The sequence below is a fragment of the Olivibacter sp. SDN3 genome (assembly GCF_014334135.1).
In the GTDB taxonomy this organism is placed as follows: domain Bacteria; phylum Bacteroidota; class Bacteroidia; order Sphingobacteriales; family Sphingobacteriaceae; genus Olivibacter.
In genome coordinates, this window is record NZ_CP060497.1 from 6002228 (window position 1) to 6019340 (window position 17113).

The 17113-nt window shown below is 39.9% G+C and carries 18 protein-coding genes; 9 read left to right on the top strand and 9 right to left on the bottom strand.

The genetic code is table 11. The annotated features are described in order from the left end of the window. Positions 1-25: 25 nt before the first annotated feature. Positions 26-1567 carry a peptidase M61 gene (locus tag H8S90_RS25345; protein WP_187340523.1) on the bottom strand — a complete coding sequence of 514 codons (1542 nt, stop codon included), beginning with the start codon at positions 1565-1567 and terminating at the stop codon, positions 26-28. 196 nt (positions 1568-1763) lie between these two features. Here H8S90_RS25345 and H8S90_RS25350 point away from each other — a divergent pair, with 196 nt between their 5' ends. Further along, on the top strand, positions 1764-2120 hold the full coding sequence (locus H8S90_RS25350) for a hypothetical protein (protein ID WP_187340524.1): 357 nt from the start codon (positions 1764-1766) through the stop codon (positions 2118-2120). Here H8S90_RS25350 and H8S90_RS25355 read toward each other — a convergent pair. After that, positions 2117-2959, bottom strand: coding sequence for a hypothetical protein (locus H8S90_RS25355; protein ID WP_187340525.1), 843 nt, complete (start codon positions 2957-2959; stop codon positions 2117-2119). The two genes, H8S90_RS25350 and H8S90_RS25355, sit on opposite strands and share 4 nt — an antisense overlap. Before the next feature lie 105 nt (positions 2960-3064). On the opposite strand from H8S90_RS25355, the gene H8S90_RS25360 reads away from it, so the two are divergent. Beyond that, entirely contained in the window at positions 3065-5152 is a 2088-nt protein-coding gene (locus H8S90_RS25360) for a TonB-dependent receptor (RefSeq protein WP_187340526.1), read from the top strand. On the opposite strand, the gene lpxB is transcribed toward H8S90_RS25360, so the two are convergent. The 7 genes from lpxB to H8S90_RS25395 form a co-directional block, all read right to left on the bottom strand. After that, positions 5129-6253 carry a lipid-A-disaccharide synthase gene (gene lpxB / locus H8S90_RS25365; protein ID WP_187340527.1) on the bottom strand — a complete coding sequence of 375 codons (1125 nt, stop codon included), beginning with the start codon at positions 6251-6253 and terminating at the stop codon, positions 5129-5131. The genes H8S90_RS25360 and lpxB overlap by 24 nt on opposite strands. A 16-nt stretch (positions 6254-6269) precedes the next feature. Next, the gene (locus H8S90_RS25370) at positions 6270-6539 is read right to left on the bottom strand and encodes a hypothetical protein (protein WP_187340528.1); all 270 of its coding nucleotides are present in this window, start codon (positions 6537-6539) and stop codon (positions 6270-6272) included. A gap of 71 nt (positions 6540-6610) precedes the next feature. Then, entirely contained in the window at positions 6611-7384 is a 774-nt protein-coding gene (surE, locus tag H8S90_RS25375) for a 5'/3'-nucleotidase SurE (protein ID WP_187340529.1), read from the bottom strand. A gap of 99 nt (positions 7385-7483) precedes the next feature. Then, entirely contained in the window at positions 7484-7669 is a 186-nt protein-coding gene (locus H8S90_RS25380) for a CsbD family protein (RefSeq protein WP_187340530.1), read from the bottom strand. A gap of 76 nt (positions 7670-7745) precedes the next feature. Next, positions 7746-9668 carry an acetate--CoA ligase gene (gene acs / locus H8S90_RS25385; protein ID WP_187340531.1) on the bottom strand — a complete coding sequence of 641 codons (1923 nt, stop codon included), beginning with the start codon at positions 9666-9668 and terminating at the stop codon, positions 7746-7748. 176 nt (positions 9669-9844) lie between these two features. Next, complete coding sequence (locus tag H8S90_RS25390; protein WP_187340532.1) at positions 9845-10072, bottom strand: DUF6814 family protein; 228 nt, start codon at positions 10070-10072, stop codon at positions 9845-9847. Between the two features lie 11 nt (positions 10073-10083). Next, the gene (locus H8S90_RS25395; RefSeq protein ID WP_187340533.1) at positions 10084-11667 is read right to left on the bottom strand and encodes an MFS transporter; all 1584 of its coding nucleotides are present in this window, start codon (positions 11665-11667) and stop codon (positions 10084-10086) included. Positions 11668-11936: 269 nt separating this feature from the next. On the opposite strand from H8S90_RS25395, the gene rpmB reads away from it, so the two are divergent. The 7 genes from rpmB to H8S90_RS25430 all read left to right on the top strand — a co-directional run bounded on the left by rpmB (position 11937) and on the right by H8S90_RS25430 (position 17110). Beyond that, positions 11937-12170 (top strand): 50S ribosomal protein L28, encoded by a 234-nt coding sequence (rpmB, locus tag H8S90_RS25400; RefSeq protein WP_187340534.1) that lies wholly within the window; start codon positions 11937-11939, stop codon positions 12168-12170. 81 nt (positions 12171-12251) lie between these two features. Next, positions 12252-12434, top strand: coding sequence for a 50S ribosomal protein L33 (gene rpmG, locus H8S90_RS25405; protein WP_187340535.1), 183 nt, complete (start codon positions 12252-12254; stop codon positions 12432-12434). Between the two features lie 42 nt (positions 12435-12476). Further along, on the top strand, positions 12477-12662 hold the full coding sequence (locus tag H8S90_RS25410) for a DUF4295 domain-containing protein (RefSeq protein ID WP_187340536.1): 186 nt from the start codon (positions 12477-12479) through the stop codon (positions 12660-12662). A 181-nt stretch (positions 12663-12843) separates the two neighbouring features. Continuing rightward, entirely contained in the window at positions 12844-13806 is a 963-nt protein-coding gene (ftsY, locus tag H8S90_RS25415; protein WP_187340537.1) for a signal recognition particle-docking protein FtsY, read from the top strand. Between the two features lie 14 nt (positions 13807-13820). Then, the gene (gene rimO / locus H8S90_RS25420; RefSeq protein WP_187340538.1) at positions 13821-15152 is read left to right on the top strand and encodes a 30S ribosomal protein S12 methylthiotransferase RimO; all 1332 of its coding nucleotides are present in this window, start codon (positions 13821-13823) and stop codon (positions 15150-15152) included. A gap of 92 nt (positions 15153-15244) precedes the next feature. Continuing rightward, on the top strand, positions 15245-16837 hold the full coding sequence (gene bshC, locus H8S90_RS25425) for a bacillithiol biosynthesis cysteine-adding enzyme BshC (protein WP_187340539.1): 1593 nt from the start codon (positions 15245-15247) through the stop codon (positions 16835-16837). Between the two features lie 123 nt (positions 16838-16960). Beyond that, on the top strand, positions 16961-17110 hold the full coding sequence (locus H8S90_RS25430) for a hypothetical protein (protein ID WP_187340540.1): 150 nt from the start codon (positions 16961-16963) through the stop codon (positions 17108-17110). The last annotated feature ends 3 nt before the right edge of the window (positions 17111-17113 follow it).

Sequence of the window (17113 nt, forward strand, 5' to 3'; positions counted from 1 at the left end):
AGGATATTTCTTTCTTAAGCTTATTTTATTCAGCCAGCAACCAAACCTTTTGTATCAACTTTGCTTCTTCGCCTGCTTGGTCGTCTAAGACTAATGCCTTTTCTTCCGACGACAAATACTTTATCCCGGCCAATCCAAAATATTCGCCATATGGGATAGGTACACCTTCCTGAACATGTTTAACTAAAAATTGCTTAATCTCAGGATATGTCAATTTTTCAATTTCATCAAATAGCTCATCATCATTAAAATAACGGTCTTTACCGAAACGTATGCCCAAATCATGTGTTAAATCCTTTAAACCGTATCCTCCCTCCGACAAATGTAACAAGTAAACATCCAAGCAGGCAGCAATTAACGCTCCTTTTTGATAAACATTCCCGTATTGACCGGCATGTATTGAAGCGGCGTGGGCACTTAACTGCGTAAAAGACAAACTATCGTCATAACTTTCTCTCGAATCGACAATTTTGTCAGACAGTTTATCAAGGAATTGTTGAACCGTATTCAATCCATTTTTTACCTGCACGTGATGAGCTGTGTATTCTGTAGTTCCCTCATATAACCAAAGATGCTTAGATAATACCGCCTCATCATAGTTAAACTCCTTCACTTCTTTGGAGGCAATGTTCAACGGTGTGATGATATGAAAGAACTCATGGGAAGATACGTCTACCACAATATTTTTTAGCTTCTCGGCAGGGAGTTCCGGAAGATAGTAAAAAGAGGAAGTAGTATGTTCAAGTGCACCTCCCAATCCGGGCGGAAAAGATTGTTCCACTGCCGGGTCTTTAAAATAATAAAGAAATGCATAACGATCGGCCGGCAATTTGCCTCCTAAATATTTTCTCGCGCCTTTGAGTAAGTCGGCCAGCCACTCGGCTATTTCCGATGCTCGCATTAACTGATTGGGTGAATACACAGACACCAATACTTCGCAGTTTCCAACTTGTATTTTCGCTGTATCCGCTATGCCATACATAATAGGAGTGTCATATAATTCATCCAGATGTTCCATCTTAAAGACATCCTGCCCAGCATTGCTGGAAACGGGAACACCGCTAGAAGAAGCATGGAAATTAGCAGGCTTTTCAAAAGTCAGCTCAAAAGGCAGCTTGCTTTTTCCCTCCAAATAACCGAAGATACCTGGCGAATGTATCACGATATTTTGCGCTTCAATATTGGTAGCAGCCATTGGATATATTTCATGTGGTATCTCAGTATCAAATATATCTTCTACAACATAGGTGATTTTATTAAGCCGCTTTGCCCTCTTTATCTCCCATTGATTTTCGTTCAATTGTTTTACCTGTAGTTTTTTGCCCTTCTTATCGTAAGCCGCTAAATCGGTCACGAATTTGCCATAATCACTGATAGCATAAGTACCGGGAATAATCTTCGGTAACGCAAAAACAGCCTTTTTTTCTGTCAAATTTGGTGTAAGTAACGTTACGGAGAGCTTATCGTTCTGGATATTTTTAAGGTCAACCGAATATCGATAGCCTTGTGCCAACAAAAGATTGTTAAAAATATGCAGTAAGAGTAATATTAGTAATGTTCGTTTCATCAGAATAATATTTTTTTTGCAAAATAGCTGTTTTAAAATAGACTGCAGCTTCCTCCAATTGTTACAGTACAACTGGCATAACAAAGATGAAAAACAGTGTTGTTCATTTTCGTTCATTTACTGGTTTCGCTTTAGCAAACCCAATTGTTTAATTAAATTGCCGTTAGCTTTCATTTACAATAACCTTAATCGGACAATGGATTATAATTGCCTAGACTGCAAACGCACGCTCATCGGCCGATCAGACAAAAAATTCTGCAATGATGCGTGCAGAAGTAATTATAATAATAAGCGAAATTACATACAGCATCGGCACATTCGATCAGTAAATAGTATTTTGAAGAAAAACAGGAATATATTAGCCGCTTTAAACCCTTATGGCAAAAAAGTAGTAGCAAAAGAAAAACTACTTGAAAACGGCTTCAACTTCCATTATTTTACCAACTTACTGGAGACTTCAAAAGGTCGTGTCTATTTCTTCTGTTATGAATATGGATACCTAATCATTGACGACCAGGAAGTACTCCTCGTTGTGCAAAACAGTCGCTATTAATTAGCTGTTTTGTTGTTATGATTATCTATCTGTTCCGCAGCAGCAGCGACACCGGCTGCAGCAACAACAGCACCCGCTACCGCCAACCCTTTGCCCTTCGTCTTCTTTACGAAGAAGGTATCACCGCGCTTATTCCTATAATTCAGCAAATTATCTGGATTAACTGTTGTTTTAATCAATTCAGACACAAAGAAATCTTCGGCAAAGGTCATTGTCCTAGGTTTCTCCGTGGCCTCATCAAGTACATACAGCGTTAAGTAACTTTTAAATGCCAGTGGCGTACTTGCATCTGTGTAGTTCTTATGATTAATCCTGGCCAAGGTGCCGTCAAATTTTGCGAGATCAGCTTTCGTGTAAGCACTGTCGGCGACATCCTGGTGAAATGATGGTGATATTTGTAATTGTGTCTTCTCGATGGTAGCATGTGGTGGAATAAAACTTAAACCTTTCGGCAATTTAGCGGTAGCATCAATTGTACCGATCCCACGCGATGTACGCCAATTGTTAAATGTTCTATAGCTGGTTTCCACATTCCTCGTCACTCCACTGATGGCCACTTCATCACCCATATAACTAACGGCCTGACCGTCTACTATCAACGCCGAGCGTTGCCAATCAATGTATAAAGGTTCCTCCAATTTATTGTAAACCGCAATACTTACCGGCGCATGCTCTCCAAAAAAATTATACGATACCATCACCGAGTCGTTTTCAAATATAAAGACACCCGTCTCCGCATCCTTCTTGATATCTACACTATCTAAAGTACTCACATAATAGGTAGAGCAAGAGGAAAATACGACAGCAAAAAGCAATAATAATGATACATACTTATTCATACATTCTAGATTTTCATAAATATAATTAATTATATTTGAATACACCATTTCAGGTAAATAACGCGACAAATTTATTACCGTTAATTGCTTAATATTCACAATAAAATGACGATCCGTTATATCTATAGTTTAATTTTCTCCGCGCTTTCCATATTAACCGTATTGATCAACCAAACCTTTGCACAACAATTAGCTATTGACACCACCGTACGGGAACTGCCGTCGGCAACAGTTAGCGCATATCTGAGTACGCAACCCTATCTCCATATTACTAGCTCTATCGGCTTAATAGACACCGGCTTATTAAAATTACAGCAAGGGAATACCTTACTCCCATCACTGAACACCATACCTGGCGTACGCATGGAAGAACGCTCTCCCGGCAGCTATCGTTTATCTATTCGCGGAAGTTTATTGCGCTCACCTTTTGGCATCAGAAATGTTAAGACATATTTTGATGAGATCCCACTTACGGATGCTGGGGGAAACACCTATCTTAACTTACTTGACCCCTCCGCATTGCAAAGCCTCACTGTTTTAAAAGGACCTGACGGAAGTTTATTTGGTGCCAACTCAGGCGGTGTCGTACTTATTAATCCTAACATTAGCAGTCAAACGGGTCTAAATATCACCAGTAGTGGCGGCTCCTATGGGCTGTATCACCAACAGTTAAGTGGAAATTTTGTGGTCAACCCAAAATATCATTTCAGCATGAACTATGCTTTTCAACGTGCCGATGGATACCGGGAGAATACCTCCAGTAAACGCCACTATTTTCAAACAGTGCAACGCTATAGATATACAAATAACAGCGAGTTACGTCTAGTAGGCTTTTATTCTAACATGGATTACCGAACACCGGGAGGGCTTACTGAAAGTCAGTTCCTGGAAAACCCCCGGCAGGCACGTCCAGCTGCCGGCCCTATTCCAGGAGCGGTGGAACAAAGGGCAGGTATTTATAATAAAACGCTACAAGGTGGATTAATACACGAAGCTGCCCTAAGCAACTCATTTAAACATGTAGTGTCTATTTTCGGCTCGTATACCGACTTCACCAATCCTTTTATAACGAATTACGAAAATCGCTATGAAAACAATATGGGTTTCAGGAGCTATCTAAGTTATGAAAAAAACCAAAATCAGCATTTCATGTGGACGGCCCATGCAGGTATAGAATGGCAAAAGGGCAACGCAGATATACTAAATTACGATAACAATCAGGGCACTAAGGGGAATGAACAGGCCGGCGACGCTTTAAAAAACGATCAACACTTCTATTTTGTCAGGTTTCGGGGAGAAGTGAACCGTCGCTTAAATATAGAAACTGCCTTGAGTTTAAATTACTATCATTACGCCTATAAAAACTTATTTCCCGAGACCAGCGATTATCAGAAAGTATCTTTTAGTCCAGCCTGGATGCCGCGCTTCGCCTTATCTTACACCATTAATTCCAACAGCAGCTGGCGTTTATCCTCCGGAAGAGGTTTCTCTCCGGGCTCAGCTGCCGAAGTTAGGTCTTCAGACAATATTATCAATACTGCTCTCCGGCCGGAAACTGGCTGGAATCATGAAACCGGCTTCCGCTGGCAGAGCAATGGGAATAGGTTTCAGGCCGATGCGTCTGTATTTTTGTACCGCATGCAAGACGCTATCGTAAGATTAGTAAATGACGACGGCGCGGAATTTTTTACAAATGCCGGTGGGGTCCGACAACGTGGTTTGGAAGCCGCTCTAAGTGCTTGGATCATCCAACCTCGTAAACATACCTTGATAAACGGACTTCGTATTTCAAGTAACATCACTTGGAGCCATTTTAGATTCAGCAATTACATAGACAATAATAACGATTACTCTGGCAATAAGCTCACTGGGGTACCCGGAGAGGTTGTTGTTAGTAGCATACATACCTTATTCCCAAAAAAAATCAGTTTTTACCTTCAACATAATTATACCGCACGTATTCCATTAAATGATGCCAACACCGCTTTTGCAGACAGCTACCAGCTTTTACAAGGTAAACTGATGTGGGATTGCAAAGTATCAAAAAAGATACTCCTATCTATATTCACCGGTGCCGACAACTTATTGAACCAGCGCTATAGCTTAGGAAACGATATCAATGCCTTCGGAAATAGATTTTTTAATACCGCCATGCCCCGCAATTACTACTTAGGACTTAACCTCAGGATTTAGGTATTTATTGATTAGTTCAGCTACACGTGATGAAGCCCCCGGCTGCCCCATAATTTCCTGCAATTTAACGTAATTATCTAGCATCTGCTGCCTATACGACTTTTTATTAAGCAGTAAATCCAGCTCGTCTGCTATCTCATCATGATTAGCATCCTTCTGAATGAGCTCTTTTACCACTTCCTCATCCATGATCAGGTTTACCAATGAGATGAAGTTCACTTTAATCACTTTTCGTGCTATGGCAATAGATACGGCATTTGCCTTATATACCACAACCTGCGGAACATTTAACAAAGCCGTTTCCAAAGTAGCGGTTCCGCTAGCTACAACGGCCGCTTCGGCCACTTTCAAAAGGTCATAGGTCTGATTAAAGACCACCGGAACTTCAAACCCACCCATAAACTGTCTATAATATGCAGTATCAAAATTGGGTGCACCTGCAATTACAAATTGGTGGCCTGGAAAAAGGCGTGCCACACGCATCATTTCTGACATGAGTTTGCTAATTTCCATCTTTCTACTCCCAGGCAATAAAGCTATAATTGGTTTATCTTGTAATTCATTGGCCTCCTTAAAACCGCTATTAAATGTATGTTTAGCTATGGCATCAAGCAGGGGGTTACCAACAAAATCCACATGCATGCCCCATTCTGCATAAAAATCAACTTCAAAGGGCAATATACAGAACATATGATCAACCACACGCTTGATCCGATTTACCCTGCCGGTATTCCACGCCCAAACCTTTGGCGATATATAGTAGAAAACTTTTATACCATGAGCCTTCGCAAAAGATGCTATTTTTAAGTTGAAGCCAGGGAAATCAATTAAGATCAATGCATCAGGTCGATGTGCGATTAAATCTTCTTTTACCTTCTTCAGGTTTTTAAAGATACTTCTCCAGTTGAAAAGAACTTCAACAAATCCCATAAAAGACATCTGCGAAGTATGTAAAATAGCCTTTTCATTACTTGCATGCTGCATCTTATCACCTCCTACGATACGGAATTTCGCAGTTTTACCCAGTACTTTTAGCGCTTTAATCAAATTAGCTCCGTGTAGATCACCAGAACTCTCTCCTGCTATAAGATAATAATTCATACTTATTTTTATCGCTTCAAAAAATAGTGATGTTTTCTTTAAACACCAGCAATAGGATGATACCCATGAAAGTTATCGCAATAACCCCCCCAGCAGTTTGACTTGCATCTTTTTTATAAAAATAGCGTAACAGTAACAAATTAACGGTCCCTGCTATCATATAAAGAGTAAGCGGTTTATCGGCAAAACGCTCATGTAATACGGTATGTTCTGCAAATAAACAGGCTATGATAGGAGCAATAGCGCCAACAATAATTCCTGCAAACAAATGATTTTTTTTCATCATTTTTCTAACCTTAATTTCTTGCAGTGACTTTAAGACGGTTCCCCATTAACATCCGTTTCCAGCCCTAAACCTTAAATTACGTCAAAAGACCAAGCATTTAACTGTGGAATAGCGTGATGAGCCGTCATATCAAATTGAACAGGCACCAACGAAACAAAACCATTCCTCAAAGCCCAAACGTCAGTATCTTCTCCTCTATCATTTAATACAAATTTACCAGTTAACCAGTAATACGGGCGATGGTAGGGATCTTCTCTTTCCTCAAACTCCTCTGCCCATTTTGCGTCTGCCTGTCTGCAAACCTTCACGCCCTTAATATTTCCCTGGGGGAAGTTAACATTTAACAATGTTCCTTGCTGAATGCTGTTCTTTAATACCTGTTTAGCAATTTCTCTAACATAAGGCCGACATTTATCAAAATCTGCATCAAGTGTATGATCGTCATACGAAAACCCAACCGACGGTATACTTTCTATAGCACCTTCCACCGCGGCAGACATGGTACCACTATATAAAACGTTAATAGAGTTATTGAGACCATGGTTAATTCCAGAAACACACAGGTCTGGTTTTCGTCCTTTAAATATTTTATTTACGGCAAGTTTCACGCAATCTACTGGTGTTCCTGAGCATTTGTACATTTCTACTTCCGGATATATATAAACCGGATCGATACGCAAGGGCTTCCCAATGGTAATCGCATGCCCCATGCCGGATTGCGGACTGTCTGGCGCGACTACGACTACTTTGCCCAGGGTTTGCATTTCTTCCATAAGCACCTTTATGCCGGGGGCTGTTATACCATCATCATTAACTACTAAAATGGTAGGTTTCTGCTTTGTCATGCTGCGAAGTTAAAGGATTTGTCAATTAAAAAGAAAAAGCACTCCGCCATTTTCATGTGGAGTGCCTCATACACGTATAAAAACTTAAAAGCCTACTTACTACAGGCTATTCAACCAATCAACTACTTCATCCCGTGTTTTGCCTGTTTTCTTTTGTAAACGACCAATTAATTCATCTTCTTTTCCCTCTTCGTATAGCAAATCATCATCAGTTAAATCAGCATAACTTTGTTTAGCTTTTCCTTTAACCTCATTCCAAATGCCTTTTAATTTTAAATTGCTCATTTTATCTGTTTTTTAATAAGTAAATATTTTTTATTAGCTACTAGTTAAACAGGAGACAATAAAAATTGTTTGAAGCTTATTTTTTTCTTAATTCTTCAGCTCCTTGTTTTATTTCATCAACCACTTCAGGATCCAATAATGTGGTAATATCGCCTAAATTACTAGTGTCACCTTCGGCAATTTTCCGCAGAATTCGCCTCATTATTTTGCCCGAGCGCGTTTTAGGTAGCCCCTTTACAAATTGAATTTTTTCAGGTTTAGCAATAGCCCCAATAATTCGCGACACTGTTTTATTGATATCTCCACGCATCAAATCTGCATCTTTTTTATGCTCCCCAGCAATTACAAAAGCGTAAATTCCCTGCCCTTTTATGCTGTGCGGGTACCCGACTACAGCAGACTCCACGACATCGCTATGCCTGTTAATAGCATCCTCTACTTCCGCCGTACCTATCCTATGCCCGGAAACATTCAGCACATCGTCTACCCGTCCGGTAATACGATAGTAGCCGTCTTTATCACGCAAACAACCATCGCCGGTAAAATACATGTTCTCGTAGGTTGAAAAATAAGTTTTCTTACAACGCTCGTGATCACCATAAGTAGTACGTAACATCCCCGGCCATGGAAATTTCACACATAGATTACCACTCACATCGTTGCCTTCAATTTCCTTGCCCTGCTCGTCCATCAACGCAAGCTGAATACCAGGTTGCGGAAACATGGCATAGCTCGGTATGGTAGGTGTAATGTTTGCAATTGGGCTGATAATAAAACCACCGGTTTCGGTTTGCCAATAGGTGTCTACTATCGGCGCTTTGCCATGCCCAATTTTTTCATCAAACCATTTCCATGCTTCTTCATTGATAGGTTCCCCTACTGAGCCCAACGTTTTAATGGTACTCAAATCTTTTCCCTCCACAAACTCATCTCCAGCTCCCATCAATGAACGGATTGCTGTAGGTGCGGTATACACGATGTTTACCTTATGTTTTTCCACAATATCCCATAAACGTCCAGCATCGGGGTAAGTAGGTATTCCCTCGAACATCAAAGAGGTCGCCCCCTGCGATAGTGGGCCATAAAGAATATACGAGTGTCCGGTAATCCAGCCTATATCCGCTGTACAAAAATATACATCACCCCGATCATATTGAAAAGTATTGGCAAAGGTATAACCCGTATAGACCATATACCCTCCACAGGTATGTACCACACCTTTCGGGCTACCTGTTGAACCAGAGGTATAAAGAATAAAGAGCATGTCTTCAGCGTCCATCTCTTCTGCCGGAAAATGCGGGTTTCCCTGAGTTTCTACCCTCTTAATTTCATCTTCCCACCACACATCTCTTCCTTTGATCATCGAGACCGACGTACGCGTGCGGGTTAAAACGATGACCTTTTCAACTGATTTACATTGCCCTAAGGCATCATCTACAATATCCTTAAGCTCAATCACCTTGGTACCTCTAAAGCTGCCATCAGCTGTTATAACCAGCTTGCACTGTGCATCATTTATTCTATCGGCGATAGACTGGGCAGAAAAACCGCCAAATACCACGGAATGGATCGCGCCTATGCGGGCACAGGCCAATACAGCAATTGCCAGTTCAGGTACCATAGGTAAGTATATACAAACCCTATCACCTTTTTCAACACCGTTATTCTTCAAAACATTTGAAAACTGCTCTACATTAAACAACAACTGTTTATAACTTAATATTCGATAGCTTTCATTTGGGTCATTTGGCTCCCAAATAATGGCTGGTTTATCCCCCAATTCTGTGATATGTCTATCCAAACAGTTTTCAGTGATATTCAGCTTCCCTCCTTCAAACCATTTTACATCCGGCCCCTTAAAATCCCAGTTTAACACTTTATCCCATTTCTTACGCCATTTAAACTCCTCTGCTACACCTGCCCAAAATTCTTCCGGCCTTTCCACACTTTTCTTATAGGTTTCCTTATAATCTTCAAATGACCTTACTTTTAAATTCATCAGCAATTAATTTAGTTTATTTAGTTGTTATCACCCTTCCTGCAGCTTGCAGTCTGGCTAGCTTTAAATTTGTTAGCTTTAATTTTTCCGCAACCAAGTTAGCAATCTTTAAAAGCCTTTCCAAAAGAAATTCGACAAAATAACGCCCTGTTTATTCATTTAAGCCATTTTATTATTCATAATCCCTCATCATCATATTCCCCTTTCCAAGCAAACCAACCAAAGATCAACAGGCCACCGCTAATAATTGGCATCAGCACAAATGTATAAACAATAGCCGGCACTAAATCTTCCGGATTATCGCTCTTAAACTGCGGTATAGCCTGGCTAACGATGAGGTAATACCCTGCCACAATACCCAATAACATCCATAAAATTCCTAAATACTTTTTTAAAAGATCCATCTCTTAATTTTTTAAACATCGATTCTCTTCTTGTTACTTATATAAAGCACACCTATTAAAAAACTCACGCCGGTAATAATGATGGGATACCACAATCCCTCCAGATATGGCTTATCAAAAGGTAGCTGTTCACCTCTTTCTGCTGCTAGTTCATTGGCCGTTTGTGCTCTTGCCACCAGATAGGTAGCAACGGTTGGCATCAACCCTCCAAAAATACCATTGCCTATATGGTAAGGCAAGGACATCGAAGTATATCGGATCTTCACAGGAAACATTTCCACCAAGAAAGCAGCTATGGGCCCATAAACCATCGTCACGTAAAGCACTTGCAAAAAAATAAGTAGAACCATCAGGCTCATGTTATCTTTCGTTAGTTTGACCGATAAACTCTCACTGGTATAAACCGTATTTCCAGTTTGTGGATCGAGATATTCTTTTCGTACATCGGCTAACTGCGTACCGTCCGCATAAAATCGGTACCTCGTTAGTATCTTTGCCTCGTTTGCGCCAAAATCACCATCTAGCACAGGTTCCGTTTTCTCTGAGGTGTAGCCTTTTGCGGTTATTTCCTTTTTTTGGTCTACATCAGCTATCTGATATAACTTATCATAAATTGGCCGATAAGTAAGTATTGCCAATAACATGCCACTCATCATAATAACCTTTCTACCTACCTTATCAGAAAGCCATCCAAAAAAGATGAACATACCGGTACCTAAAAATATGGCAATACCAACAATGTAATTCGTTTGGTCAAAATCGATATTACAAACTCTTTGTAAAAAAGATAAAGTGTAAAATTGCCCGGTATAAAAAACTACCCCTTGCCCCATGGCTGCGCCAAATAGTGCCAGCAATACAAATTTCAGGTTATACCGGTTACCAAAAGATTCCTTTAACGGGTTACTAGACAACTTGCCTTCCGTTTTTATTTTTTTAAAGAGGGGAGACTCATCCATATTTCTGCGGATGAAATAACTTACAATTACCATGAAGATTGAGATCAGGAACGGTACCCTCCACCCCCATTCCAAAAACGCCTCATTTGACATGGCATTGCGGGTCAACAATATTACCGCTAGTGAAATAAACAATCCAAATGAGGCAGTAGTCTGTATCCATGAGGTTCGCTCTCCCCTTCGATGGGGCTCTGCGTGCTCGGAAACGTAAGTAGCAGCTCCCCCGTATTCACCGCCAAGGGCAAGTCCTTGCAAAAGCCTTAATATTAACACCAATATTGGGGCTACAAAACCAATGGTTTTATACTCTGGAATCAAGCCTATAGCAACTGTAGATAGCCCCATCACCAATAAAGTAGTGAGAAAGGTGTATTTTCTACCTATGATATCGCCCAATCTACCAAAGAAAAGCGCACCGAAGGGCCTTACAACAAATCCAGCTGCAAAAGTGGCCAGTGTCGATAGAAAAGCCGCAGTTGGATTGTCGGATGGAAAAAATTTCGTAGAAATGATTACGGCTAAACTGCCAAAAATATAAAAGTCATACCATTCAATGAGTGTTCCCAAAGAAGATGCTCCTATCACTTTCCACAACTCACCTGGCTTACGGGATACGGAAGTATCGTTTTCATTCATAACTTTCTTACAATTGGTTTAATTTAAATTACTCTCCCTATTTCTACGAAACCGGGAGCATTTTTACTGCTCGGCAAAATAACAATTAAACCTAATTTTATTAAGAAAAAAGAAACAATTCATCAACAGGCTCTATATTAGATCAATAACATGCGAACAGGCTTTTTCAGCAATAAACTAAAAATACTTGCATAAACAAAAACATTTTCTGATATTTGCAAACTCTTTAAGAAAAGAAGTTTTTAACAGAACGAATATAGCATATAGTCATGTCAAGAATTTGTGATTTAACAGGTAAAGCAGCATTAAACGGATACAACGTTTCTAATTCTAACGTTAAAACCAAGCGTAAATTTTACCCTAACCTTCAAACAAAAAGGTTCTTTATCCCGGAAGAAAACCGTTGGATTACTTTAAAAGTATCTACATCTGCGATCAAAACCATCAACAAAAATGGTATTACAGCAGTGATTAACAAGTTTATCAAAAAAGGATACGTTTAGTTTTAGGTATTACGCTAAAATCTATTTATCCTGTAGTACAAAATATATCCCGCAGATTTGCGGCATTAAGACAAAATAAAAATGGCTAAAAAAGGTAACAGAGTTCAGGTAATTTTAGAGTGTACCGAACATAAAGAAAGTGGCCAACCGGGCATGTCTCGTTATATCACCACTAAGAATAAGAAAAATACTACAGAACGTTTGGAATTGAAAAAATTCAATCCCGTACTTAAAAAAGTAACCGTTCATAAGGAGATTAAGTAAATCTTTAATAATTGCCCACCAAGGGCCTAAAGAATAAAAGAAATGGCTAAGAAAACCGTTGCAACCCTTAAAACAGGTAAAGGTAAAGATTACACAAAAGTAATTACCGCCGTTAAATCACCAAAAACTGGTGCTTATACGTTCAAAGAATTAATCGCTCACAACGATCATATTAAAGACGCCGTTGAAGCAGCAAAAGAAATTGTTGCAGAAAACGCCGCTCAGTAATAAAGTGACCTAAAATATATAAGGCCGTTCCGATTTATATTGGAAGGGCTTTTTTTGTTTAAACTGCTGCTACTATTTGTTTTCCCAAGGTCCGAATCATTATATCTAGCAGGTCATATAATCAAGTTAAAACAGTATCTTTACAGGGTATAGCAATTTATTTCTTGTACATTATTTAATTATGGGATTATTTGATTTTTTTAAAAAAAAGGAACAGACCCCCGAAGTTCAGGAAGCTTTAGAAAAAGGTTTAGAAAAAACAAAAGAAGGTTTCTTCACGAAGATCACCAAAGCTGTGGTTGGCAAATCAACAGTAGATGATGACGTGTTAGATGATCTGGAAGAGATATTGGTAACGTCTGATGTTGGTGTTACTACCACGCTGAAAATAATAGAACGCATAGAAGATCGGGTAGCTAGAGACAAGTATGTTAATACGTCTGAACTTAACGGCATCTTACGGGATGAGATTCAGGCATTATTAGCTGAAAATAACAGTGAAGATTTTGAAAACTTTGAATACGGCAAACATAAACCGTACGTAATCATGGTAGTCGGGGTTAATGGCGTAGGTAAAACTACCACCATTGGCAAATTGGCCCATAAATTAAAAGAGGCCGATAACAAGGTAGTGCTCGGAGCAGCAGACACATTCAGGGCCGCAGCTGTTGATCAAATAAAGCTGTGGGGTGAACGGGTTGGTGTAAGAGTGGTTGCTCAATCGATGGGATCAGACCCTGCCTCTGTTGCATTTGACACTGTCCAATCCGCCGTTGCTAACGGTGAAGATGTGGCTATTATTGATACTGCCGGTCGTCTACATAACAAGCTGGCGCTTATGAACGAGCTTACCAAAATAAAAAATGTTATGAAAAAGGTAGTACCAGGTGCTCCACACGAAATATTATTGGTGCTCGACGCTTCTACCGGGCAAAATGCCATTGAGCAGTGTAAACAGTTCACCCAAGCTACCGATGTTAATGCGCTGGCTTTGACAAAGCTGGACGGCACGGCCAAGGGTGGAGTGGTAATAGGTATATCTGATCAATTCAAAATACCTGTAAAGTATATCGGTGTAGGCGAAAGTATAAACGACTTACAACTATTTAATAAAAAAGAATTTGTGGACTCCCTCTTTAAATAGGGAAAAGGGATAAGATGAGGACAAAAAAAAAGACACCAATACAGCCGCAAAAACCACGTGTCAACGTGATTACACTGGGCTGCTCGAAAAACATTCATGATAGCGAAGTGCTCATGGGGCAACTCAAAGGCAACAACATGGAAGTTGTACATGAAGCTAATAACATCTATAAGGACGATATTGTCGTCATAAACACCTGCGGCTTTATAGACAATGCCAAGCAAGAATCAATTGACACCATTTTACAATATAGTGCATTAAAGGATGAAGGCAAACTAAATAAGGTTATTGTTACCGGTTGCCTTTCCGAGCGATATAAGCCCGAGCTTGAATCAGAAATTCCGAACGTAGATGCCTATTTCGGGACAAATGACCTGCAAAACCTGTTAACTACCGTGGGGGCTGATTATAAATATGAGCTCTTGGGCGAAAGGATGCTTAGCACACCCAATCACTATGCTTATTTTAAAATAGCTGAAGGCTGCAATCGGCCCTGTTCTTTCTGTGCAATTCCGCTTATGCGCGGAAAACATATTTCAAAACCTATTGAAGATCTGGTAAAGGAGGCTAAACATTTGGCAAAAAACGGCACAAAAGAACTTATTCTAATTGCACAGGATTTAACTTATTATGGGTTGGATATCTATGGTAAACGTAACCTTGCCGACTTGTTGAGGCACCTTTCGGATGTAGAAGGAATCGAGTGGATCCGATTACAATACGCTTATCCATCAGGTTTTCCGATGGACATATTAGAGGTGATGAACGAAAGGGATAATATCTGTAATTATCTGGACATGCCCTTACAGCATATCTCAGACAGTATGTTGAAATCAATGCGCCGTGGAACCACTAAACAAAAAACTATCGATTTAGTGAATGCCATTCGCGATAAAGTGCCTGATATTGCCTTGAGGACAACCCTTATCTGTGGGTACCCGGGGGAAACGCAAAAAGATTTCGAAGAAATGAAAGTATGGGTAGAAAATACTAGGTTTGACCGCCTGGGCTGCTTCACTTATTCACATGAAGAAAAAACCCATGCCTATGCCCTAGACGACAACATATCGCAAGAAGTAAAGGAAAGCCGGGTAGAAGAAATCATGGACATCCAACAGGGAATTTCATACGAGATCAACCAAAACAAGGTAAACAAAACCTTCAAAGTGATGATTGATAAGTTAGAAAGCGATTACCTTATTGGTCGTACAGAGTATGACTCACCCGAAGTCGATAACGAAGTGCTCATTTCAGTAACAGAAAACTATGCCAGTGTAGGCAGATTTGTAGAAGTACAAGTTAACAGGGCAGAAGATTTTGATCTTTATGGAACAATTGTAAAATAAGTGTTCGGTACACTTGCTAAACCATTTGAAATGCTATTTTTGTTAAACAGGTTGGTGAACACCGATCTGTTTTTTTATTAAAACATAATCAAGTGAAGGCAAGTTACATCAATTATAGCGACACCAATAGTTTTTCTGAAACCCTTATAGCCTATATAGCAAATAACAAAAAGTTGGCCCCATTTATTGGCAACCGGCCAACCCTAGATGGTTTTAAGAACCAGATCGCTCAAAAAAAGGGAAAAACAGATCGCTCCCTACTAGTAAATAACCTACAGGAGCAATATCGGGAGATTGATGAACATTTCAGTGCTGTAAATACCAATATTGAACTTCTGGCAGACGAAAACACCTTTACCGTCACAACAGGCCATCAACTCAACATCTTTACCGGTCCGCTTTATTTTATCTTTAAAATCGTTAGCACTATAAAACTGTGCAACGAGCTTAAGAAACATTTTCCAGAATATAACTTCGTACCCATCTATTGGATGGCAACCGAAGACCATGATTTTGAAGAAATCAACCATACCGAGTTGCAGGGAGAAACCATTAAATGGGATATACCTGCTCAGGCAGCTACCGGTCGCATGGAAACACTCTCCATGGCGCGTACTGTTAAGAAATACAAAAGAATTTTAGGCCTTTCCCATAATTCGGATAAACTGGCAACGCTAGTCGAAAAAGCCTACCTCTCCAATCATAACACTTTGGCCGATGCCACCCGTTATCTGGTCAACGGCCTATTCGGAAAATACGGTTTGGTGATCCTGGATGGAGATAGGCAACAGCTAAAGAAGACTTTTGCACCTTATATAGAACAAGATATTCTTCGGCAAAACAGCTATCGTGAAATTGTCAAAACAACAAAAGCCTTAGAAAAACAAGGTTTTGAAGCACAGGTGCATGCCAGAGAAATCAACTTCTTCTATCTCACGGATGAAATACGTGAACGGATTGTGGCTACGAAAGAGGGAAAGTTCCAGGTACTTCATCAGAACAAGTTTTTTACCGAAGAAGAACTGTTAAAGGAAATTCATGAGCATCCTGAGCGTTTCAGTCCGAATGTAGTCATGCGTCCACTTTATCAGGAAGTTCTGTTACCAAACCTCTGTTATGTTGGTGGTGGTGCCGAAATTGTGTACTGGTTGCAATTGAAAAGTAATTTTGAATGCTATAAAGTTGATTACCCCATATTATTACCGCGCAATTCGGCCCTGATCTCCAATGAACATCTCGACTATAAAATATTTAGATTAAACCTTACCTTTAAAAGTATTTTCAGAGATGCAGATGATCTAAAAAAAGAATACGTACGTGTTCACTCAAAACACCGGCTTAACCTAAATGAGGAATGGCTGGAAATTGAAGAGGTATTTGAACGGATAAAAGAACGGGCAGGAAAAATTGACCCGACACTTAAACCAAGTACCGATGCTATAAAAACAAGATTATGCAAAGCAATCAATAACCTGGAACGAAAGTTTGTGAAAGCCGATAAACTGAATTTTGACGATGCAATCTCACAGATTGATAAGATTAAAGAAAAATTCTTTCCAAACGGTCAATTGCAGGAAAGGACAGAGAACTTTGGATTACTCTATGTAAAATATGGCGATGAACTTATATCCGATTTACTACGCTATTTTAATCCCTTGGACATGAAATTCACCGTTTTATATTAATTTAGATTCATGGATTTCGCTGTTAATCTTTGGATACGCCACGTAGCTGCAACGCTCGCTCTGCTCACGCCACAAGTTTGCTTATGCGCATCCAAAGCTGCCTCCGAACTTCCAACAGGTTTTGTGACCGTTACAGACACGACCTTGGAGGCGGCAGCGGAGCGCGCCCGGATCCAGACGTGGAGCAACGGGCGCAAAACCAATCTTGTTAAAGCGAAATCCCTGGGTTTTGATTTGGTGGGTAGACAATTGAATGTATATAAAGACTATTAAAGC

Excerpts from the sequence above, each read along its gene's own strand:
- H8S90_RS25390 (WP_187340532.1), bottom strand. The coding sequence starts at position 10,072 with ATGGATCTTTTAAAAAAGTATTTAGGAATTTTATGGATGTTATTGGGT.
- rpmG (WP_187340535.1), top strand. The coding sequence starts at position 12,252 with ATGGCTAAAAAAGGTAACAGAGTTCAGGTAATTTTAGAGTGTACCGAA.
- acs (WP_187340531.1), bottom strand. The coding sequence starts at position 9,668 with ATGAATTTAAAAGTAAGGTCATTTGAAGATTATAAGGAAACCTATAAG.
- H8S90_RS25410 (WP_187340536.1), top strand. The coding sequence starts at position 12,477 with ATGGCTAAGAAAACCGTTGCAACCCTTAAAACAGGTAAAGGTAAAGAT.
- ftsY (WP_187340537.1), top strand. The coding sequence starts at position 12,844 with ATGGGATTATTTGATTTTTTTAAAAAAAAGGAACAGACCCCCGAAGTT.
- rimO (WP_187340538.1), top strand. The coding sequence starts at position 13,821 with ATGAGGACAAAAAAAAAGACACCAATACAGCCGCAAAAACCACGTGTC.
- H8S90_RS25350 (WP_187340524.1), top strand. The coding sequence starts at position 1,764 with ATGGATTATAATTGCCTAGACTGCAAACGCACGCTCATCGGCCGATCA.
- H8S90_RS25345 (WP_187340523.1), bottom strand. The coding sequence starts at position 1,567 with ATGAAACGAACATTACTAATATTACTCTTACTGCATATTTTTAACAAT.
- H8S90_RS25370 (WP_187340528.1), bottom strand. The coding sequence starts at position 6,539 with ATGATGAAAAAAAATCATTTGTTTGCAGGAATTATTGTTGGCGCTATT.
- H8S90_RS25395 (WP_187340533.1), bottom strand. The coding sequence starts at position 11,667 with ATGAATGAAAACGATACTTCCGTATCCCGTAAGCCAGGTGAGTTGTGG.
- H8S90_RS25355 (WP_187340525.1), bottom strand. The coding sequence starts at position 2,959 with ATGAATAAGTATGTATCATTATTATTGCTTTTTGCTGTCGTATTTTCC.
- H8S90_RS25380 (WP_187340530.1), bottom strand. The coding sequence starts at position 7,669 with ATGAGCAATTTAAAATTAAAAGGCATTTGGAATGAGGTTAAAGGAAAA.
- H8S90_RS25360 (WP_187340526.1), top strand. The coding sequence starts at position 3,065 with ATGACGATCCGTTATATCTATAGTTTAATTTTCTCCGCGCTTTCCATA.
- rpmB (WP_187340534.1), top strand. The coding sequence starts at position 11,937 with ATGTCAAGAATTTGTGATTTAACAGGTAAAGCAGCATTAAACGGATAC.
- lpxB (WP_187340527.1), bottom strand. The coding sequence starts at position 6,253 with ATGAATTATTATCTTATAGCAGGAGAGAGTTCTGGTGATCTACACGGA.
- surE (WP_187340529.1), bottom strand. The coding sequence starts at position 7,384 with ATGACAAAGCAGAAACCTACCATTTTAGTAGTTAATGATGATGGTATA.